Genomic DNA, 22,950 nt, shown 5'->3' with positions numbered 1-22,950 from the left:
TAATCTCTTAATATCATAATGCAATGAGTGATACATTTTCTGCCAGCAATCAAATTAGTATAGTATCTACTTTCTCTGAGCTTGTACATACAGATTTCAAGGGAGAAGTAAATGCATTGTGCTGGTACAGAAATTTAGATGGCGATTTTAAAGAAATTGTGAATAAATTAAGTTTAAAGGAGAACATAACAGAAGTTTCTCCAAAAGATTTAATGACACTTCAACTATCAGAAAAAGGGAATATAGCAAGGGAAATAATTTTAAATGATTTACAGTTACTGACAGATTTTGGAGCCTCGCCGGTTCTTAATTTACTAAAATGCTATGAGCGTGATAATGAATTTGATTTTATATCTACAGATGTATATTCATTTCATGTCGATCGATCTCCCATTGCAACAGATACTTTTTTATGTACCTATCATGGAGCGGCAAGTGATATTGTATCCAATTCGCAGGCAGAACAGAAAATTTTAATTCCGGAAATCCGGGTAAAGCTAAAAGAACTCCATGATGGAGAAGAGGCAGAGTTTGAAGACTTTTTAAAAGAAAATTACTTTGATTTACATTATCAGCTGCATGAAGATGCAGAGCCCATTAATTTAGGACAAATGCATCTTTGGCGTCTGGCTGTAGACCATCCAAAACAACAAGTTCTGCCTTGTATTCATAGAGCACCAAAAGAAAACTATGGCGAATATCGATTGCTGTTGATTTGCTAATGAAGAGAAGTCACAAAACGAAGCTTTGTACGATTCCTTTTTTAACTTATCTTCGCTGTTTATACATTTCTGAATACACCTAACTCCTTTAAAACCTAATTTGTGAAACAAAAAAATGAAGCCGTAGAAGAGAATCAGCTTAAACGCGAGCTAACTAACCGACACATTCAGTTAATTGCCTTAGGCGGATCTATAGGGACAGGTCTTTTCCTTGGCATTGGTCCGGCGGCTGTATTAGCAGGGCCGTCTGTTATTTTAGGATATGCTATTGCCGGAATTATCGCTTTTTTTATTATGAGACAACTCGGCGAAATGGTTGTCGAAGAACCTGTATCAGGAAGCTTTAGCTATTTTGCCTACAAGTATTGTGGCTCATTTGCAGGTTTTGCATCTGGCTGGAATTATTGGATTTTGTATATTCTCGTTAGTATGGCCGAACTTACGGCTATTGGGGTTTATGTGCAGTTTTGGTGGCCTGAAGTTCCACTTTGGGTATCCAGTTTATTTTTCTTTCTGGTTATTAATGCTTTGAATTTTGCCTCTGTAAAAGTGTATGGAGAAACCGAATTTTGGTTTTCTATCATAAAAGTGGTTGCGATTATTGCGATGATTCTTTTTGGAACTTATTTACTGGTAAGCGGAACAGGAGGAGAGTACGCAACGATTCATAATTTGTATAACGATGGAGGTTTCTTTCCAAAAGGTTTCTTTGAAAAAACAGCAACTGGAGATTTTCAGGGTTTATTGTCTGCAATGGCGTTGATTATGTTTTCTTTTGGAGGTTTAGAACTTATTGGAATTACCGCTGCCGAAGCAGAAAATCCGGAAAAAAACATTCCAAAAGCAACCAATCAGGTTATTTACAGAATCCTTATATTTTATGTAGGTGCATTGGTTATTTTATTTGCTTTGTCGCCCTGGAGACAAATTACGACAGACAGCAGTCCGTTTGTAATGGTTTTTCAAAATTTAAACGGAATGGAGTTTACGTTATTTGGACAGAAAATATTTTTTACAAAGCTTATCGCTAATGTGCTTAACTTAATTGTTTTAACTGCTGCTCTATCAGTTTATAACAGCAGTGTTTATAGCAACTCACGCATGTTATTTGGTTTAGCAGATCAGGGTAGTGCACCAAAGTTTTTAAAGAAACTGAACAAACACTCGGTGCCTGTTAATGCCATTTTAATTTCTTCTTGTTTTGCTGCGATCTGTATTTTAATCAATAAAGTAATTCCAGAAGAAGCTTTTGGTATTTTAATGTCTTTAGTAGTGTCTTGCTTAGTGATTAATTGGGTTATGATTTCGTATACGCATTTAAAATTTAGACAAACAAAAGACAAGGAAAACACCAAAACTAAGTTTGCATCTATATTTTATCCCGTAAGCAATTATATCTGTTTTGCCTTTTTATTGGGTATTTTAGCCATTATGTGGATGACAAATATGAAGATATCTGTAGAATTAATTCCGATTTGGCTAGGGATTCTTTTTGTGTTTTATAAGGTTTTTAAAAAGAAAGATAAATAGGTCTTTCCTAAATTATTTGTACGCCGAAACAAAGATTCAACATTAATTAAATAAAAAAATGAAACAAAAAAGAACATTTCTAATTCTATGTATAACTCTACTGTTTAATTTTAGCTATTCTCAAAATCCTGAAAAGAAAAAACTGGGTATAATTTTTAATATAAATGGGCCTTACAGAATTACAAGACAAGTAATGTCTAATACTGTTGAAATTTCAAACGTAGAAAAAAAGGATATGTTTTCTGGTGCTTATAAATTTTTAGAAACAGGAAAAGGAAACCCGACTGAAAGAATAATTAATGCCTATTTAAAAAATTTAGCTTTATTAAATGTTGAAATTATTCAAATAAAAGATACAATTAGTAAGGCAAATGATCCAATTTTCGTTTGGACAAAACGAGAATACATAAACGATGATTTAAAAAAAACAAAAGTGAAATACAATTTAGACTATTTGTTTATTGTTGATGGGTATTTTGGAATAGAATTTGAAAAAGCAGGAGTCTTTAATGGAGATAAAAGAACAAATATATTTTTGAATAACGATTTACTAAATTTAGAAACGAACGAAGTAGTTTCAGATTTTAATGTTGGGAATATTAGCAATGTAAAAAAGAAAAATATACTAAGTCCTCCAAATTTTCCCAATTTTGATGAAAGCATGAATAATCTTTTAAATGATAAAGTATTGCCTGAAATTGAACGTAAAATTAAACGAAAAATAGTTATTCCTTAGAAACCGGATTTTGAGCAGGATATACGACAGCAAATCCCCGTTGGCGCGAGCGTCTCGCTCGTGCGCTCAATGCACAAAATTAATTTAAATTATTTCTATTAATAATTATTGTAAACCTAACTTACGCTCACGAGCGAGACGCTCGCGCCAGCGGGAGTATGAAGTAGCAACCTTTCGCGCAATTCAAAATTCATTTGACGAAAAATTGCATAAACCCAATTTAAGATTAATTAGAAGAGAAATTAAAAAAGAAAAAGTAATTTTAAGTTATAATAAGTTTTTTGGATATCTGTGATATTATAATCTTTATGCTTATCAACAAACTAAATTGTGCCACATGAAATATATCATTTTAATTTTATTAGTGTTTTCATTAAATGCTTGTTCACAGAATAAGACAACTACTAAAGAACCTAAAGAAAATGAAAAAGAGGAGGGTATTCCTTTCCATGAATTTAATATTTCAATAATTAAATTAATTTCAACTCCTGAAAAATATGACGGAAAACAAGTTCAAGTTATCGGATATTTGAATTTGGAGTTTGAAGGAAATGCAATTTATTTACATAAAGAAGATTATTCAAAAGGTATATCTCAGAATGGTTTTTGGGTAAATTTTTCAAAAGAAACTACTGAAAAGAAAAATTTAAAGAACTATAATAAAAAGTATGTTATAATCGTGGGAACTTTTGACATGAATGCTAGAGGCCATATGGGAATGTTTGGAGGGACAATAAAAAACATTACCAGGCTGGATTTATGGGATTTTGATTATAAGTAAATATTTTGCTCTCCTGTTTCGTCCTGAAAAAAGTTTGCATATCATTATCGTGAACACATTTCTATATTAAAAAGCTTGCGTTCACGAGCGAGACGCTCGCGCCAGCGAGGGGATTATTTTTTTGGAAAAGTGATTTTTAAAGAAATCTGGAAATAAGTAGTTACAAATAATTTTTGAATATAAAACTTATTTTCACGACTGAAACGCTCGCTTCAGCGGGTATATTTTATTGATTTTTTATTATTAGCTATAATTCTATCTATGACAATTATTAGTAATATTTCAACAGCATTAACTACAACATTAAAAGATTCAGATTTACAAGGTGTAACAACTGAATTTTCAGAAATATTTCTTGACACATTTTTAGCTGAAGGTGTTTTAAAAGATATTCCAATAATAAATTCAATTATTTCAATTGGTAAAGCTGGTGCAAAAGTAAGCGATGCTCTTTTTATGAAGAAAATATTGTATTTCCTTACTCAATTAAGTGATGTGCCAGCAGATGAACGGGAAAAAGTTATAAATGAAATTGATGATTCTAAAAAGTATCGAATTAAAATAGGGGAAAAACTTTTGTATATTTTAGATAAATGTGATGACCACGAAAAAGCTGAGTTAGTAGGCATTTTATTTAAAGGTTTTTTGCAAAATCAAATTGAATATAGTGATTTTTTGTTGTGCAATTTAGTTATTGAAAAATGCATGATAAATGATTTAGAAGTTTTTGTGTTAGACGAGGTAATTGACTATAATATTGAAGAGTATTCAGAATATCTTAATTGGGGTTTAGTAAATTTCGCACCATACAATATCGAAATTCAAAGAAAAAATAATTACACCCATGAACCGGAATTTGAGTTACGAGGTAGTGATTTGACTTTGACTACAAGTAATGCTGGCGACATGATTAGATTTGTTTTAAAGAAACATGTTACTAATCATGTTTTAGGAGAAAACTTATGTGATTTACGATCAGAAGAAATAGAAATTTATATTGATAAAATTATAGGGAAATATGAGGAAGATTTTAATTACAGTATGTTATGGCAAATTAGAATGCTTATTGTTGCTCAGCTATGTCGAAACAGTAAAATTAGTGATGATGAATTTAATAAATTTGCAAATAAAATAATACAAAAAGGAAATGGTGGACCTCCGCATTATGAAAAATTTATAGGGAAATATCAAAATCGAATGGAAAAAGAAAATGTGCCATTTAACAAAGAAAGGTGGAGAAAATTTTATCAAAACCAATTTAAACCAAGACTTTAGTATAATTCAATATATTTTTTAACATTCTTAATCCTAATGATTTATTTTAGAAAATCTGTATAAAGGTATCGTAACTTCTTATCTGTAATATTTTCAAAACAAAAAAAGAGACCCAAAAGTCTCTTTCTAATATACTTGCAATTAATTACTTCCCAATCAACTTCTCAAGCCTAACCATCATCTCATCTTTCTCCTTCAACATCCTTTCGTACAAAGCAATTTTTTCTTCATGAAGTTTTAAGACCTCTCTTATGGGATTAAAAGTTGGTTGAATATTAATTGCCGAAGCACCATCTTTAAAATCTGAAAAAGTATTAGAAATAATATTTATCGCCTGTTCCTCATCAAAATTCTGAAAAGCTTCAACAGGAATTTTCAATACAGCAGAGATTTGTTTCAGTAGGCTGTCTTCAATTACATCTTTCTGCTCGAGCATAGAAATTTTCTTTTGGTTCCAGTCTTCGCCCAGATCATAAGCCAAAGCTTCCTGCTTTATGTTAAGCATTTCTCTAAAACGTTTTACGTTTCTTCCCTGATGTATTTTCTGTTCCATAATGAGTGTGTCAATTTTCTAAAAGCTCAAAGATAAAGCCATTTGAATTAAAAATCCTGAGTTTCAAAGATAGAAAAATATCCCATAAAACGTTATTTCTTTTTGTAAGATATTATACTGTTTTTATTTGTGTTTTAGTCCAATACTTTCTGGTATAATATCTGCTTTTCGAATAGATTATCCTTTTGAAAGAATGCAATTTCGCATGAGTATTTTAAAGCTACTTACTATGAAAAAGAATAAAATATTCTTAGAAACCGGATTTTGGACAGGATATACGGCAGGAAATCCGTTTAAGGCAATTAATGCTTTTTTTGACTTTGCAGATCTTGATTATTACAAACATAATTTAAGCGAAGCGGTAATGTATTGCCATAAAGCAAAAGTCTACAGACAAGACAATCCATTTGATATTTTTGTCCTGTATACTGCTTTCAGTTTTTTTATTAAAGTATGTTACTGTCTGCAAAAGAAAAACAAAAAATGGAAGGTAGGAGCATCTTCACGCTCTGAAACCATTTTTCATCTTTCTTCTCTAACAAAAGAAGAATACGAAAATCCTTTTATGGTATTTCAAAAAGCATTTGATGAAAAAACTCTTGAAGAATTTGAATTATTTCTATATCAAATCATGGAACTTTCATTGTCTCCTCAGGCAGGAGATTCTTATTCTGACCTCACAATACCCTATATTCATTTAATTAAAATGCTCGATGCAGCAGAACTTATGAGAGAAAGAGGTGTGGAGAAAATCAGCAAAAAGAATCAGATTGATTGTACAACGGAATAAAATATTCTTTATTCAAACTTAAATTAAAATAAATATAATTCAATACCTCTTTATTTTTAATCAACAACTCGTTTATGCAATCGAACAAAAAAGGACATAATATTACTCACAAACTGTGTTAAAGCAGTCGGAAATTAGTTCCGGCAGATCTTGTTAATAAAGCTTTCGTCTGTAGTTTCGTCCAGCGTAATGAGATTAATATCCGAAAGGAAAATTAATATATTCATTACGCGGGTCTGGTAGGCTTTTTCGGCAGAAAAAATTTCAAAAGAAAAAACAGCTTCGTTTCCCAGAGTGTAAAGAAAAAGACACAGCTCCTGAAAAGGTACGGAACGGCCATCGTTGATAGCAAGATATTTGTATATGGCGGATGGCATATGGTATGAATTTGCAGTCATGATTCGTTTTTATCCTATATACGTAATCTACCCGGAATTAGGTTTGAGGTTTTTTGAAAAGATTGAAAACTTTAATTTTCGCTTCTATTGTCTTTTTTGCGGGAAGAGCAGGATTCGAATCTTAAGTCCGTAAACTGAATATCGCTATCATCAAAAGTAGGGCTATGATATTGATATGTCATTTTAGCAAAAATTAAGATCAGGAAACTTGAAAGAACATGCAATGAAAACAAATCATCCTGCCTACTGAAACAAAACTGTCTTAGCTTTTGTAGCAAAATTGAGACACTCCAAAAAAGTGATTGAAGATTTATTACAGGAATTTTATAAAGATCGATTGCATAGTTTTATGGAAATTTTATAGCTAAATGGTTCATATTTTATAGTAATTGATTGATAATTTAAAAGCATTTACATCGCTTTTATTTAAAATTGTAGCGTAGAGGGCATTTAGCTTTTTTTATACGGATGCTTGCTTTCTTAAATAAATTTTATGTCTTTTGCTTTGTACAGCTAATATGATGGTATAAAAATGGTTAAAAAGATTAGGTATGTTTTTTTACTTAGTTAAAAAGACAGTAAAAATGGAATTAATATAATCCTAAATAATGTTGTGTTTACAGGATAATACTATAATGAATGTGAGAATAAAAGATTTAATACTAAGTGCTTTATTAATAGTAAGTTTTAATAGTAATGCACAATTTTCAAATTTGAAGTTTGAGAATTTTGATACCAGCAAAGGGTTGTCCAGTAGTACTTGTGTCGAAATATTTCAGGATAAAGAAGGTTTTTTGTGGTTTGGTACCATTGACGGTTTAAATAAGTATAATGGCTACGAATTTGAAATTTTCAGACCAATAGTTAATGATAAGTATTCGATTAGTAACAATCGTATAAATGCCATTACGGAAGATCATTTAGGATACCTATGGATAGGAACGAGTAATGGTTTGAATGTCTTTGATAAAAAAGCGCAGAGATTCTACAAAATTAATCTGGACAGAAATATTATCGATAAGACTAATCCGAGAGAGGAAATCAATTGTCTAAAATTTGATACTCTAAAAAAAATACTGTGGGTTGGTACCAAAAATGGTTTGATTAAAATTGATCTTTCAATTTTTTCAAATAACTTCCAGAGTTTAAAATCAGTTCGTTATACTGCCAGTTCTAAAAACAGTAATGCATTAGATAATAATAATGTCTCTAATTTAATATTAGATAAAAAAGGACAACTTTGGATTGGAACGGCAGGAAATAATTTGCATAAGTACAATTTCAAAACCAATGCATTTGAGCGTCAAAATATAAATTTTGAGACCAATCAGTTTTTAGATCATTTGCCTAAACAAATTATACTTGATAATAAAGGCGAATTTTGGATTGGGAATGATTTAGGGCATTTGTATGTCTATAATTCGACTACCAAACAGCATAAAAAAATTAGTCAAGATAGTTTCTCAGTACCAATTTTTCATTTGTATCAGGATAGTAAAGGTTTAATTTGGGTTGCTACAGATGGAGAGGGTTTATACTTATTGGATAAAGAAAAAGGATTGATAAAACATCTCGTTCAAAATCCGGATGATCCATTTTCATTACCCAACAATCAACCGTCAAAAGTACTGCAGGATAAAGAAGGAACGTATTGGATAGCCACTTATAACAAAGGAGTAAGCAAATTAGCTTTGTTTAAATCATCATTTGGACATCATTTCTACAAAGCTCAAACTTCAAATAGTTTAAGTACAAAAATTGCACAGTCAGTATTTCAGGATAGTCGTCAACGTATCTGGATTGGAACAGATGGAGGAGGTCTTGATATGTATGATGATACAAAAGAAACGTATAAACACTATAAAAATATTCCGGGTAATTCAAATTCATTGAGTTCCAATAAAATTCTATATGTAATTGAGGGCAATAATAATGAGTTATGGGTGTGTACCTGGGATAGAGGTCTTAATAAATTTAATACAGAGACTGGTCATGTAAAACGGTTTTTAAATGATCCGAATAATGTTTTTTCAATAGGTCAAAATACGGTTTGGTGTGCTGCCAAAGACAAACAAGAAAGACTTTGGCTGGGTACATCTCTAGCAGGACTAAATTTATTTGATACCCAAACAGAACGTTTTTATCAGTTTAAGAACAGTCCTAATTCACCCAAAAGTATCATCAGTAATTTTGTCTTTTCACTTTTTGTAGATTCAAAAAATAGACTTTGGGCAGGAACATCTATAGGTCTTTGTTATGTCAATCTTGATAAATTGGATGCCAGAATACCAAAGAAAATCCAGTTTGAAGAAATTAAAATTAAAAATGTCCAGGGTAATCGCGTAAACCAGGTAATCGAAGATTATAAAGGGAATATTTGGATTGGTACAGATATGGGCTTGTTTCAATTAGATAAGCATTTACAATTGAGAAAATCCTATTCTTCATCAAGTGGTCTTCCAAATAATTTAGTGGTTGGCTTACAGGAAGATAATAATAAAAATATATGGATTAGTACAAAGAGTGGTCTGTCTCTATTAAGTCCTAAATCAGGTAAGATTATTAATTTTAATGTTCATGATGGCTTGCAAGGTCTCGAATTTCAAAGTAAATCAATAGCCAAAACTTTTGATGGACGTATAATAGCTGGAGGAATAAATGGATTTAATTTATTTAATCCTAACGATATTGTATTGAATTCAGACAAAGTAAAACCTATTCTGTCTGGTATAAAATTGTTCAATCAAAGAGTTAATGCCGGCGATACGATTAATAATAGAGTTTTGTTTGAAAATAATCTTAATAGTTTAGATAAATTAAAACTGGCTTATAATGAAGGTCATATATCAATAAGCTTTGTAGCCTTAAATTATCAGAATCCAGAGCGTGTCAAATATGCTTATAAAATGTCTGGTCTGGATAAAGAATATATCAATGCAGATAATAATCGTATTGCAAATTATGCAAATCTGCCACCTGGTTCCTATACTTTTGAAGTAATGGCCGCTATTGATGGTCAATGGGAAAATGCTGGTAAAACAAGTATTGAGATTAATGTTTCTCCTCCTTTTTGGAAATCATGGTGGGCCTATATTTTCTATATGATTGCAGGTGCAGCTATGATCTGGTTTGGATTAAAGTATTATACTCGAAGATTAAATGAGGAGAAAGAACAAGAATTGGATCAATTAAAACTAAAATTCTTTATTAATGTTTCCCATGAGTTCAGAACACCTTTGACCCTGATTTTAAATCCCGTTGAAAAAATATTGACTCACTTTAATGATCCTGATGAAGTAAAAAGATCTGCAGCTATAATTCAAAAAAGCAGTAAGCGTTTACTTTATTTGGTGGACCAATTATTGGATCTTAGAAAAATGGATTTAGGTAAATCTAATTTAGAAATTGCTAATCTGGATATTGTGAAATTTAGCAAGGAAACTTTTTTCTTGTTTGAAGATTTAGCTAAATCGAAAAATATTCGTTTTGTTTTTGAATCAGAATTTGATCAATATTATGGAAATTTTGATGCTGACAAAATTGAAAAAATACTAGCAAATCTTTTGTCTAATGCAATTAAGTTTACAGATAATGGAGGAATTATTACGTTGACATTATCTGAAATTTTTGTAGACAGTATAGGATATAAATGGAATTATTTGAGGCCTTCGATTAATCGAAAAATGATTCAGATTAATGTTTCTGATACTGGAATAGGTTTTAAAAAGAAACAGCTTAAAGAAGTCTTTCAGCGTTTTTTTCATGCCGATGCATCTAAAGCGGGAACAGGTATTGGGCTGAATTTTACGAAGAGCCTTGTTGAACTCCACAAAGGAATGATTTTGGTTGAAAGTAAATATAAACAAGGCACAACTTTTAGTGTACGATTGCCGGCGGATTTAAAAGAAGACGGTAAAAAGATTATAGAAGCAGAAACTATAACATCCCAAGGCAAAAATATGAATGCGCTTTCATCTGCAGATTATGAAATTTCGATAGCTGATGAAAATATAAATTCGGATGTAGTGGCTTCAGATGCAGATAAAAAAAGGCCATTAGTACTTTTAATTGAAGATAATAAAGTGCTTCGAAGTCATCTTAAAACAGAACTCAATGAACAGTTTAGAGTTAAAGAAGCAGTCAATGGAGTGGCTGGTTTAGAAAAAATAAGAAAGTATTTTCCAGACATCATAATCAGTGATGTAATGATGCCAAAAATGGATGGTTTCGAATTATGTCAACAGCTTAAAAGTGATTTCGAAATTAGTCATATACCTATTTTACTGCTTACTGCCCGCAGTTTAGATGAAGATCTGGCAATGGGTTATGAAAAAGGTGCTGATGCCTATTTGTCAAAACCATTCAGTATTAATGTACTTAAGGCACGAGTTAATAATCTGTTGGAAGCACGTAAGCGTTCCCGCGAGCGATTTGCGGCTGTAGGTGGAATTATTCCGGCATCTGATATAACGATTAATTCACTCGATGAGAAATTTTTGGACAAAGCCACAAAAGCAGTCGTAGATAATGTAACTAACGTCGATTTTTCTTTAGATGATTTACTTAAGGCTTTAAATATGGGACGTTCTCAATTTTATCGAAAGATTAGTTCCTTGACGGGACAAAATCCAAGTAATTTTATTCGAACCATAAAATTAAAATATGCTGCCGAACTGCTGATTAGTGATTCATATTCGATTAAAGAAGTAGCTCATAATTGCGGATTTAATTCAACGGCATATTTTACGAAGACTTTTAAGGAAGTTTTTAATGTAACGCCTTCCCAATATATAGAAGAAAATAAAACAAGAAAAAATGAAGATAAGTCTATTGACTAAAAACAGCTGAGAGCTTTATTTAAATCCGATTTAGTTTCAAATCGGATTTTTTTATTGTCTTAAAAATTGAGATTAATCTCCATAATTATTTTAAAAGGGAGTGACATAATAAACAGCTTTAGTTTTTTATTATTATCACGAAAGATAGTAGTGTAAAAGTGTTTAAACTCCCCAAATATATAGGTTATTACATGATATTGAAATATAATTTATACTCTTTGAATCATGGTTTATATGCTCTGGATCGTCAATTTTTTAATATTGCATTGTTCGATTTTGTCGATTTAGTAATTATTTCGATTTAAAATTACGAGTATCAAAATTATTAACCGTAAAAAAATGTATTTATGAAATGCAAACCAGCTTAAAGATCATAGTGTTAACAAACTTAAACTAAATTATCAACGACCAAAACAAATAAAAATGAATAAACTTGTTTTAAATAAAACAAATTCAATTAATCGATTAAAGCCTGTACTGCTTTGTTCGATGTTAGTTTGCATTTCTTCTCATGCATTTGCCTTAGAAAAGGGAAAGATTGGAATGATGGAAACAGTTGAATTGAATATTACAACTCAGCAGATAATAATAAAGGGAAAGGTAGTAACTGCAGAAGACAATTTAGGTTGTCCTGGAGCTAACGTTATGATTAAAGGAACCAATCAAGGTACAATCACAGACTTTGATGGTAATTTTACTATTAGTGTACCTTCTTCTGATGCCATTTTAGTTTTTAGCTTTATTGGATACCAGGACCAGGAAATTTCAGTTGCCGGTAAATCAGTAATTAATGTAGCATTAGTTGCTGACCAAAAGAAATTAGATGAGGTAATTGTGGTAGCTTATGGTACACAAAAGAAAATGACTGCTACAGGATCTATTGAGACAGTATCAGCTAAGGCTTTTCAGGACAGAGCCGTTACGAACCCGGCTTTGTCATTACAAGGTCAGACACCAGGTTTAGTGGTTACCCGTAATTCATCCAGACCGGGTCGTGAAGGTATTAATCTCCAAATTCGTGGAGCAAGTTCTATTAATGGTGGTTCTCCATTAATCGTGATTGATGGAACTCCAGCTATAAATAATGAGGCTTTTTATAATATGAACCCAGACGACATCCAGTCGGTAACAGTATTAAAGGATGCTTCTGCTGCCTTATATGGTTCTCGATCTTCTAATGGTGTAATTATGGTTACTACCAAAAAAGGAAAGTCCGGTAAAATGAAAATTGATTTGTCTACGACTACAAGAGTAAACACCTTAGGTATTCGACCACAATCACCAACAATGCAGCAATATGCTACAGTTTGGCTGGAGGCAGCTGAACAAGATGGTGCTCAGGCTAATTATTGGGGATGGCAGTCTAAAGAAAATTTACAATTAATGCAAACAGGTTATGCCGGTATTTACCCAACATTGTATTGGGGAGATATTTACATTTCTAATTCGCCTCGCTACGATGAAATGTTTGGTACATCGGTTTCTACTTACCACAATGGAAGTATTTCAGGAGGTACTGATAATTCTAATTATCGTGTGTCTTATGGTTACTCTGAAGATCTTGGAGCACTTCAAACAGCTTATGATGGTAAAAAACAATATAATGTTAGATTAAACTATGATTTTAACGTTAATAAATGGTTGAAGTTAGAAACAAATGTTTCTTATTTAAAGTATGACCTTTCTTCTCCATCATCTGGTTTGGATGGCTCGGTATCACAAGATCCTCCGTTCTTTCCATCAAGAAATCCATACGGTCAATGGTATGCCAACTTTAACATTGCGGGTAATAGAAATCACGTAGCAGCAACTGTGGATGGCGGTAGAGATATAACTACCAGAGATCAGATTATGATGAATTTGGCAGCTACTTTTACCCTCGCTAAGGGTTTAACCTTCCAAACGAAAGTAGCTTATAATAAAGATTTTTTTAATAATCTAAATTATATTATAACAGTTCCTCAATATTCCTGGTATGGTGATTTGGCTCCTGAATCGGTTAATTCGGTTTCTTCAATTAGACAGGAAAACAAACAAATTACCTATCAGAATTATGGAGGGTTCTTAAACTATGAAAAAGGATTAGGCAATCACAATTTTTCAGCTCTTTTAGGAATGACTGCTGAAAAAACCCAAGATACCAGATTGTATGGATACAGATTAGGTTTTGTAGACAACGGTGTTTATGATATCAATATGGGATCTATTGATAATAAGGTAGAAGCTACAGGAGGTAAAGGTCAAAATGGGTTATATTCTTATTTAGTAAGGTTTAATTATTCTTATAATAATAAATATTTATTAGAAGTAAGTGGAAGACGTGATGGTTCATCACAATTCGGGCCCGGGAATAAATGGAATAATTTCGGTGGTGTACAAGCCGGATGGGTTGTATCTGAAGAAGGTTTTATGAAAAAAATTAAACCATTAAGCTATTTGAAATTAAGATACTCTTATGCTGAAATGGGTTCGCAATCAGGTATTTCAAATTATAGTTATGTTTCTAATATAACTAATACCAGTGCAGTTTTCGGTACTACTCCGGCTTTACAAACAGCCAGTTATGTAAATGGTATTACTTCTAATGATATTTCATGGGAAAGAGTAGCTATGAAAACCTATGGTGTAGATTTTAGTTTTTTTAATAAAAAGCTGTTCGGATCATTTGATGGCTACACCAAAAAGAATGTTGGTATGTTAACTAATATCATATATCCTGATGTATTGGGGGGGACTGCTCCAAAAACTAATGCGGGTGAATTAGAAACTAAAGGATGGGAAGCAACATTGGGTTACAGAGGTCAAATTGGTAAGTTAAAATATACTGTTTCGGCTAATATGGGTGATAGTAGAAATATTTTACTTAAGAAAGAAAATGCTACAGCTATTACAAATGGGGTAAATACAAATGGTGTTGTAGGATTTCCTTTAAATGCTGTTTTCTTATACCAAACAACTAATTTGTTCCAAAGTCAGGATGAAGTTGATACTTATTATGCTAATACTAATGGTAACGGATCACTTCCTTCAGGAGTTAATGTATTACGCCCTGGTGATACACAAAGAGTAGATTTAAATAGTGATGGCGTTATTGATGTGAAGGATGTGAAATTTATGGGAGATACGCAAGCACATTATGTTTATGGTATTAATCTAAGTGCAACTTACGGTAAGTTTGATGTTTCTACTTTCTTTCAGGGACTTTTAGAGCAAAATGTTCTTAGAACAGGTTACTTATCGTATCCTTTCAATACTTTATTTGGTAGTCAAACATCAGCTTACATTGGTAAAACCTGGACTGAAACAAATACAGATGCAGACTATCCAAGAATGACTGCTAATACTACCAGAGCAGCCTGGAACTGGAAAGACAATGACTTTATGTTGCAAGATAACCGTTATATTAGATTAAAATCTTTAATCGTGGGTTATACTATGAATGATTTTAAAATTGGAAAGTTTCCGTTAGATAAATTCAGAGTGTATTTCTCAGGTAATGATCTGTTTGAGTTTTCAAAAGTAAAAGATGGGTATGATCCGGAATTTGGAGATAGTTCAAATGTTATTTATCCATTTACAAGAACCTATTCGCTAGGATTAAACGTATCCTTTTAATTGTTAAAAAGAATAATATGAAAAATATAGTAACAACCTTAGTACTGTCTTCAGTATTGTTATTTTCTAGTTGTCAGAGTGATTTTTTAGATTTAGATCCTCTTGATGTGCAAACAGAAGCAGCTTATTTTAAAACACCGGCTGATTTTAAAGCTGCCTCTAATGATTTTTATAATAAAATGGTAAGTTGGAAAGCTATTAATAGTAGTAATATTTACAATTTTATGGATTTCGGTACCGATTTAACTTCTTTAGCTCAGGAAGAAGGTAGAGGTAATATCGTTGCAACTAATTCAGATATATATTGGACAAATCCTTATAAATATATTCGTGCGAATAATATTTTATTGAAAGCAGCTGAAAATTATTCAGGGGATAAAACAGCCATTGCACAATATGTAGCAGCTGCAAAATTCTTTAGAGCATGGCACCATTTCTTTTTATTAAAGAGATTCGGTGGGGTACCAATTGTAACTACAGTAATTGATGTAAATTCTGAGGTTTTATACGGAAAGCGCAGTAGTCGTTATGAAGTAATGAAACAAATCCTAAAAGACTTATCAGAAGCCATTCCGGATTTGCCTGTAGAACAAAATATTTCAGCTGCAGATAAAGGACACCTTAGCAAATGGGCTGCTGAAGCTTTTAAAGCCAGAGTATTATTATATGAAGCAACCTGGGAAAAATATGTGGGAGTATCTACTGATGGAGACGGAGTAACTACAGGAGCTGGTTCTGCTGAAGCTGCTTCAAATACTACAGCTTATTTACAGGAAGCTATTGCATTAGTTAAAGATGTAATTAGTAATGGTGGTTATGAATTATGGAACTATAATTCAGTATTGAATAACATGAGTATGTGCTATTTATTTAACCTTGAAGATTCGGGTTCTAATCCGGCTGGTTTAGATAAATCTACTAATAAAGAGTTTATTTTATATAACAAATACGACTATGGGCTATTGCAGGGAGGAATTAATTTGAGTCATACCGTAGCTTCAAGATTGGCTCCTTCCAGAAAATTCATGGATATGTTTTTATGTACTGATGGTTTACCGGTAGACAAATCACCTTTATTTCAGGGTTATGTTCACGTACAGGATGAATACAAAAATCGTGATTATAGATTGACTTCTTATTTTGTAGATATAGCCACTGATGCTGTTCCTGCTCAGGGTGCAATCAAATTATTAGGACCTGGCGGGGATAGCGGTTCCGGATATGCAAACAGAAAATTCAGATCCTATAAATACGGAACTTATCGTGCAGCAAATACAGAATCTCCGGATTATCCTCAACTTCGTTTAGCTGAAGTATACCTTATCTATGCAGAAGCCTTGTATGAATTGAATGGAGCTATTACTGATGCTGAATTAAACCAATCCATTAATTTGATTAGAGGCAGAGCGGGTCTTCCTGCATTAACAAATGCCTTTGTAGCTGCAAACAATATGAATATGCTAAATGAAATCAGAAGAGAAAGAGCGATTGAGTTGTTTGGTGAAAATACACGTTTTGATGATTTAAAACGTTGGGGAATTGCAGAAGAAACCTTAAATGAACCAATTTTAGGTTCTGTTATTCAGGGTACTGATTACGAAGGGAACTCTACCATTTATAAACCGGCTTTATATCCTTATGGAGAAATGGCAGTAGCTACGGGTAAAGGTAGTTTGAGAGCTTTGTTGTTAGACCCGACAGCAAACAGAAACTTTCAACGTAAACATTATTTATTTCCTATTCCTTTAACGCAAATACAATTGAATGGGAAATTGGTACAGAATCCAAGTTATTAATTAGGAACTTCTAAATGTATTCAAAATGAAGCAAATTATAAAAAACAATATAAAAGCAGTCACAGCATTCGTAAGTATACTATTTATTACTTCTTGCAGTGATCAGGAAAAAGACTTTGTGGGAGAACCTCTGGTTACTTATCCTGCCGTTACGGTATCCTCAGTTTCTCCTTCTGAAGGAACTTCCGGAAATGTTATTACGCTAACAGGTACTAATTTCGGGCAATATGTTAAAGCTGCAAAAATTTATTTTAATGGTATTCTTGCAGATGAGATTTTAACCTATAACGATACTTCGGTTACTGTAAGAGTGCCACAGGATGCAGGAACTGGTCCTATTACTGTAAAAGTTTGGACAAATAAAGTTATCACAGCAGATTTTACCTATTTAACAGGAGCTACTATTTCAGGTCTTTCACCAACTTCTGCCAATGTTGGTGAATTAGTAACAATTAGTGGTCAGGGATTTGGAACTGACTTATCAAAAGTTCAGGTAACTTTTACAGACGGAATAATAAAATATGACGCCAAATATGCTAAAGTTATCTCAGTTTCAGATAAAGAGATAAGAGCGATAGTACCTAAAGATGCTGTAACTGGGAGAATAAGAGTATGGTTAGCAAATCAGATAATTACAGGTCCGGAACTTAAAATTATTGCACCTCCAAAAGGAAAATATATTTTTGAATTTGATGACCCGACAGATATTCAATGGTTACCGGCTCAAAATGCAACGTACAAGATTGAAGATAGTAAATTGAAAGTGACTTTTGATCCTACTTTATTGGGTACTTCTGCGAGTAAACGTCGTGCCGATTTGTATAATATAATAAGTGGAATCTTTCCATCTCCATCAGGAACTGCTAAAGCCAAATGGGTACAGTCTCCTACTTATCCTATTCTGGCTATGAAAATTGCCTTTGTTGCAACTGGTAGTCATAAACCGGTTTCTGGTAATATTATTCTTGATCCTGCAGTTTCAGGAGGTATTAATTCGGGTAATAACAAATACAAAACAGACTTTGTTGCTCAAAATGTGATTTACTATGATTTATCAGCAGACTATTTAACAGAAACTGAATTATCAACAAGGCAGTTTAAAATTGCCGATATCGTAGGTTCTGAAACAGGATATGAAGTAGATTGGATTCGTACTTTTAAAAGTAAAGCTGAACTTCAAGCATTCCTTGGATTGTAATTAAGTAATTTTTAGACCGGGAATTCCATTAATTCCTGGTCTATAATTAGCAAATAAAAAAATAAATAAAATGAGAAATATTAAAACTAAAATAGCAATTGCAGTAATAAGTTCTTTAACATTTATTGCTTGTAGTTATGATTATGGATTACCACAGAGCACAGCCGATAGTGATACTACAACAACTGAAGATATTACAGTACCTTCAAATTTTGTTTTCGCTCATCCCGGATTATTGCATTCTCAGGAAGATTTTGATCGTATGAAAACAAATGTTCAGAATAATGTGGATCCATGGATCTCAGGTTATAACAAAATGATTTCTAATAGCCATGCTTCGGCTACTTATGCGATGAAAGGGCCTGTGGTTACACTTATCAGAGGGGGTGGGTCAGTAGAAGAACCTTTGCCGGATAATTACAGTACTGCCTTTAATGATGCTCATGCTGCTTATTTAACGGCTATTCGTTGGAAAATTACAGGAGATGTAGCTTATGCTAATAAGTCGATTCAGATTTTAAATGCCTGGGCTGCCACTTGTACTTCTATTAGTGGAGATTCTAATAAAGCATTAGGTGCTGGTATTTATGGGTACCAATTTGCCAACGCCGCTGAAATTATGCGTGATTATTCGGGTTGGAATGCTACTGATCTGGAAAAATTCAAAAAATGGATGTTGGATGTATTTTACCCGGTAAATTATAATTTCCTGCAAACGCATTACAAAACATGTAACTCTCATTATTGGGCCAACTGGGATCTATGTAATCTGGCTTCTATTATGTCTATTGCAGTTTTAAATGACGATGTAGCTAAATATACTTATGTGATTAATTACTTAATGAAAGGTGCTGGAAATGGGCAACTAAAAAAAGCAATCAATTATATTCATCCTAAAACGTCCAATGATGATATTGATTTGGGACAAATTCAGGAATCAGGAAGAGACCAGGGACACGCCCTGATGGTTATTGGTTTACTGGGATCAATTGCTCAAATGTCTTATACACAAGGATTGGATGTCTATGGCTATAATGATAATATGATTTTAAAAGCAGCTGAGTATGAAGCAAAATTTAATGCAGCAAAATTAGCAGTACCATTTACAGCCTATACCAATTGTAATAATATAACACATACGAAAGCGGCTGATGATGCTGCCAGAGGAAGTCTTAGACCTATTTGGGAAAGAGTTTATAATCATTATACAGTAAAAAAAGGTATTAAAGCCCGCTATATTAAAATGGCTAGAGATATTGTCTATCCCGAAGGTGGAAGTGGAGAATATGATGTTAATAGTGGAGGTTACGATGATTTAGGTTTTGGTACATTACTGTATTCAAGATAAGAACTATAGAAAAGCCCGTAAGCTACATCTCGTTCCTTACGGGTTTTATATAGCAGCGTACAGTAACTATAGCTTCATTGGGGATTAAGATTACGGTTTTTGTCTTTTTTTAGTATTGATTATGATTTTGAATTTAAGGCTTTAAACCCGATCAAAACAAAAACTGTTCAGAATAAAAAATTCTTGGATTTCTATCTGCAGCTGGCTTTCTTGAAGTTGTAGAATATTTAATAAATCTCATTTTATGAATAAATTTTTTTTAATCCTTTTTACCATCATTCAATTTGGAGAGATCCATGCTCAGGAAACTTTGCACAAACAGCAAGTTTTGATTTTGACTGATATTGAAAATGAGCCCGATGATACACAATCTCTTATACGATTTCTCCTGTATTCAAATCAATGGGATATATTAGGAATCATAGCGACAACTTCTACACATCTTAGGGATAGGATAGCACCACAGCGTATCAAGGAAGTTATCAAGGAATATGGTAAGGTTCAACAGAATCTTTTAAAACATGAAAAAGGTTTTCCAGAAATGGATAAGTTATTAAATATAGTTAAATCAGGGCTTCCTGTTTATGGCATGCAAGGTGTTGGTGCCGGTAAAGATTCTGAAGGTTCTGAATGGATTATCAAGATGGTTGATCAGAGTGAAAAGCAGCCCGTTTGGATTTGCAGCTGGGGAGGAACTAATTGTCTTGCCCAGGCCCTATGGAAAGTCAGTATGAGTCGAAGTTTTGACGAAATCGAAACATTTCTTTCTAAAATTAGAATATATACCATTTCAGATCAGGATGATTCCGGACCATGGATAAGAACCAATTTTCCAAATCTTTTTTACATAGTAAGTCCAGGGTATTATGAAAAAGGAGCTTATCATTATGCGACTTGGTGCGGTATAAGCGGTGATCAGAGACATTCCTTCTCTGGTCCGGATTTTTCAATTGTCGATAATCCATGGCTAGATAAAAATATTAGGGAAGGACATGGTGCTTTAGGAGCAAAATACCCTAAAACGGAATTTATAATGGAAGGTGACACTCCTTCATTTCTTTATTTAATTCCAAATGGACTTAACGAACCAGAACACCCTGATTGGGGAAGCTGGGGTGGGCGTTATGAATTATACACGCCAAGATATAGAAAATGGTTTTATCAAAATGAAACAAGACCAATATGGACTGACACAGAAGATGAAGTAACAGGAAATGATGGTAATACCTACATCAGTAACAAAGCAACAGTATGGCGTTGGAGAACAGCGTATCAAAATGATTTTGCTGCAAGAATGGACTGGACAATCAAAAGTTATAAAGAAGCGAACCACCAGCCTATAGTAATATTAAATCATTTAAATAATATTAAAGCTAAAAGTGGGGATGTTATTCATTTAAATGCAGAGAAGTCAACGGATCCCGATGGTGATACGCTTACTTATAAATGGGAACACTATCGCGAACCTGGTACTTTTGGAACAACACGTTTACCTTTGGAAATAAGTGATAGCAATCAACAAAAAGCTTATTTTATTGCACCTAAAGTTTTTAAACCAGAAACAATCCATATTATTTTGAGTGTTACCGATAATGGAGTGCCTCCATTAACAAGGTATCAAAGAGTGATAATAACTGTTTATCCGTAAATCTGAACCATTCTAAAATAGACTTGTTTTGGCAGAAAATGATTCGTGAGATCTATAAATGGCACCATTAATTTAAAAAGAAAAAGTGATTTTTTTAAGATTGGACATAAAGCGTTCTGACGATATTTAGAGAATAGTGAGGGATATGGATCATTATTTATACCCTTTGATAATTAAGTAATAAAGCAAGTTCCTATTTCTAATTAACATTGAAAAACGGCAATAACAAACAACAACTAGTCTTCAGTGCCACTTAAAACTAATTACATGAGTCAGATTTTAAAACATAAAATAAGATTAACACTTTTTTTCTTTTTGGTTGCAGTACAATTATTTGCTATCACTAAAGACAGCTTAGTGGTTTATCCTGTACCTGATAAAGTAAACAAAAATTCAGATTTCATTGTAAAAGTCAGAAAATCGGGAGGAAAATGGCTGGATGTTTTTGTACAAAATGTAAAAGTAGATCAGGTGGTCGGTGCAGGGCATTCGGTACAAACTGCGGCACTAGCTTCTTTTGACTTTTCTGGTACTGTTGAGGTGCAGGTAACAGTTTTAAAAGCTAAAATTGATCAATCCAGAATTAGGCCTTTAGCTCTTGATATACCATCAAAAGTAAAAGGAAATATAATCAATTTTGTTCTGAATAATCCAGCCAATTTATCTATTGAAATCAATAATGATATTTTCCACAATTTGCATCTTTTTGCCAATCCACTAGAGGTAAACCCTCCCAAACAGAATGATTCCAATGTAATTTACTTTGGTCCGGGAGTTCATGAAATTCCAAATCAAAAATTAAATGTTCAGTCCAATAAAATAATCTATCTGGCTGGTGGAGCTATCCTTAAAGGACAAATACGTTTAGATAGTGTGTCCAATGTTACTATTTGTGGCCGTGGTATGGTAGATCAGGAAATAAAGCTGGGTATTCATATTGCAAACTCTAAGAACATTAAAGTAGAAGGTGTTTTTGCTTCACAATGTTTAACAGGAGGATCTGATGAGGTGAATATTGAAAATGTAAAAACAATCAGTTTTTTTGGCTGGGGCGATGGAATGAATGTTATGGCTAGTAATAATGTCCAGTTTGATAAGGTTTTCATTCGTTCATCGGACGATTGTACAACTGTATATGGCACCAGAAAAGATTTCAAAGGAGGCTGTAAAAATATTACCATGAAAAACAGCACGCTTTGGGCAGATGTAGGCCATCCTATTTTGATTGGCACACATGGAAACAGTAACAATCCGGAACTGCTTGAAAATCTAACTTACAGCAATATTGATATTCTCGATCACAAAGAAAAACAACAAGATTATCAAGGCTGTTTAAGTATTAATGTAGGAGATAATAATACGGCTAAAAATGTTCTTTTTGATACTATAAGAATAGAAGATTTTAGAGAAGGACAGTTATTAAATCTTCGGGTTTTTTATAATACAAAATATTGTACGGCTCCTGGTAGTGGCATCGAAAATGTCGTTTTTCGAAATATTGATTATGTAGGTAAAAATGCCGGCACTTCAATTATTGCAGGTTATAATGAACAGCGTAAAATAAAGAATATAGTATTCGAAAATCTTAAAATAAATGGTGTTTTGATACATGATGATATGCAGGAAAAGCCTAAATGGTATAAAACAGCGGATATGGCTGGCTTTTTTGTTGGCGAACATGTTGAAGAACTTTCCTTTAAACTAAAAAAGTAATTATTTAAA

General features: G+C 32.7%; 15 protein-coding genes. 13 read left to right on the top strand and 2 right to left on the bottom strand.

Going from position 1 to position 22,950, the window contains the following annotated elements; translation table 11 throughout:
• The first annotated feature begins 23 nt into the window (after positions 1 to 23).
• The 5 genes from GWR14_RS01620 (at position 24) to GWR14_RS01600 (ending at position 5,044) form a co-directional block, all read left to right on the top strand.
• Positions 24 to 722 (top strand): DUF1826 domain-containing protein, encoded by a 699-nt coding sequence (locus tag GWR14_RS01620; protein ID WP_163407200.1) that lies wholly within the window; start codon positions 24 to 26, stop codon positions 720 to 722.
• A gap of 102 nt (positions 723 to 824) precedes the next feature.
• On the top strand, positions 825 to 2,252 hold the full coding sequence (locus GWR14_RS01615; protein ID WP_163407199.1) for an amino acid permease: 1,428 nt from the start codon (positions 825 to 827) through the stop codon (positions 2,250 to 2,252).
• A 58-nt stretch (positions 2,253 to 2,310) separates the two neighbouring features.
• Positions 2,311 to 2,988, top strand: a complete 678-nt coding sequence (locus GWR14_RS01610; RefSeq protein WP_163407198.1) for a hypothetical protein — start codon at positions 2,311 to 2,313, stop codon at positions 2,986 to 2,988.
• Between the two features lie 337 nt (positions 2,989 to 3,325).
• Positions 3,326 to 3,769 carry a hypothetical protein gene (locus GWR14_RS01605; RefSeq protein WP_163407197.1) on the top strand — a complete coding sequence of 148 codons (444 nt, stop codon included), beginning with the start codon at positions 3,326 to 3,328 and terminating at the stop codon, positions 3,767 to 3,769.
• A gap of 261 nt (positions 3,770 to 4,030) precedes the next feature.
• Entirely contained in the window at positions 4,031 to 5,044 is a 1,014-nt protein-coding gene (locus GWR14_RS01600; protein ID WP_163407196.1) for a hypothetical protein, read from the top strand.
• A gap of 145 nt (positions 5,045 to 5,189) precedes the next feature.
• On the opposite strand, the gene GWR14_RS01595 is transcribed toward GWR14_RS01600, so the two are convergent.
• Positions 5,190 to 5,597 carry a helix-turn-helix domain-containing protein gene (locus GWR14_RS01595; RefSeq protein WP_163407195.1) on the bottom strand — a complete coding sequence of 136 codons (408 nt, stop codon included), beginning with the start codon at positions 5,595 to 5,597 and terminating at the stop codon, positions 5,190 to 5,192.
• 229 nt (positions 5,598 to 5,826) lie between these two features.
• On the opposite strand from GWR14_RS01595, the gene GWR14_RS01590 reads away from it, so the two are divergent.
• Complete coding sequence (locus GWR14_RS01590; RefSeq protein ID WP_163407194.1) at positions 5,827 to 6,387, top strand: hypothetical protein; 561 nt, start codon at positions 5,827 to 5,829, stop codon at positions 6,385 to 6,387.
• A gap of 134 nt (positions 6,388 to 6,521) precedes the next feature.
• Here GWR14_RS01590 and GWR14_RS01585 read toward each other — a convergent pair whose 3' ends face one another.
• The gene (locus GWR14_RS01585) at positions 6,522 to 6,764 is read right to left on the bottom strand and encodes a hypothetical protein (RefSeq protein WP_163407193.1); all 243 of its coding nucleotides are present in this window, start codon (positions 6,762 to 6,764) and stop codon (positions 6,522 to 6,524) included.
• A 656-nt stretch (positions 6,765 to 7,420) separates the two neighbouring features.
• Here GWR14_RS01585 and GWR14_RS01580 point away from each other — a divergent pair.
• The 7 genes from GWR14_RS01580 to GWR14_RS01550 all read left to right on the top strand — a co-directional run bounded on the left by GWR14_RS01580 (position 7,421) and on the right by GWR14_RS01550 (position 22,941).
• The gene (locus tag GWR14_RS01580; protein ID WP_246236256.1) at positions 7,421 to 11,623 is read left to right on the top strand and encodes a hybrid sensor histidine kinase/response regulator transcription factor; all 4,203 of its coding nucleotides are present in this window, start codon (positions 7,421 to 7,423) and stop codon (positions 11,621 to 11,623) included.
• 423 nt (positions 11,624 to 12,046) lie between these two features.
• Entirely contained in the window at positions 12,047 to 15,238 is a 3,192-nt protein-coding gene (locus GWR14_RS01575) for a SusC/RagA family TonB-linked outer membrane protein (protein WP_246236255.1), read from the top strand.
• A 17-nt stretch (positions 15,239 to 15,255) separates the two neighbouring features.
• Positions 15,256 to 17,034 (top strand): RagB/SusD family nutrient uptake outer membrane protein, encoded by a 1,779-nt coding sequence (locus GWR14_RS01570; RefSeq protein ID WP_163407192.1) that lies wholly within the window; start codon positions 15,256 to 15,258, stop codon positions 17,032 to 17,034.
• 25 nt (positions 17,035 to 17,059) lie between these two features.
• Positions 17,060 to 18,232 carry an IPT/TIG domain-containing protein gene (locus GWR14_RS01565; RefSeq protein ID WP_163407191.1) on the top strand — a complete coding sequence of 391 codons (1,173 nt, stop codon included), beginning with the start codon at positions 17,060 to 17,062 and terminating at the stop codon, positions 18,230 to 18,232.
• A 70-nt stretch (positions 18,233 to 18,302) separates the two neighbouring features.
• Positions 18,303 to 19,580 carry an alginate lyase family protein gene (locus tag GWR14_RS01560; RefSeq protein ID WP_163407190.1) on the top strand — a complete coding sequence of 426 codons (1,278 nt, stop codon included), beginning with the start codon at positions 18,303 to 18,305 and terminating at the stop codon, positions 19,578 to 19,580.
• Positions 19,581 to 19,824: 244 nt separating this feature from the next.
• A complete protein-coding gene (locus GWR14_RS01555) occupies positions 19,825 to 21,228 on the top strand; it encodes a DUF1593 domain-containing protein (protein ID WP_163407189.1) in 1,404 nt (467 codons plus the stop codon).
• 267 nt (positions 21,229 to 21,495) lie between these two features.
• A complete protein-coding gene (locus tag GWR14_RS01550; protein WP_163407188.1) occupies positions 21,496 to 22,941 on the top strand; it encodes a glycosyl hydrolase family 28 protein in 1,446 nt (481 codons plus the stop codon).
• Positions 22,942 to 22,950 lie beyond the last annotated feature (9 nt).

The organism is Flavobacterium ajazii, assembly GCF_010614725.1.
GTDB lineage: Bacteria > Bacteroidota > Bacteroidia > Flavobacteriales > Flavobacteriaceae > Flavobacterium > Flavobacterium ajazii.
Note: the sequence above shows the minus strand (reverse complement) of the source record. Positions and strands in the feature narration are given on the sequence as shown.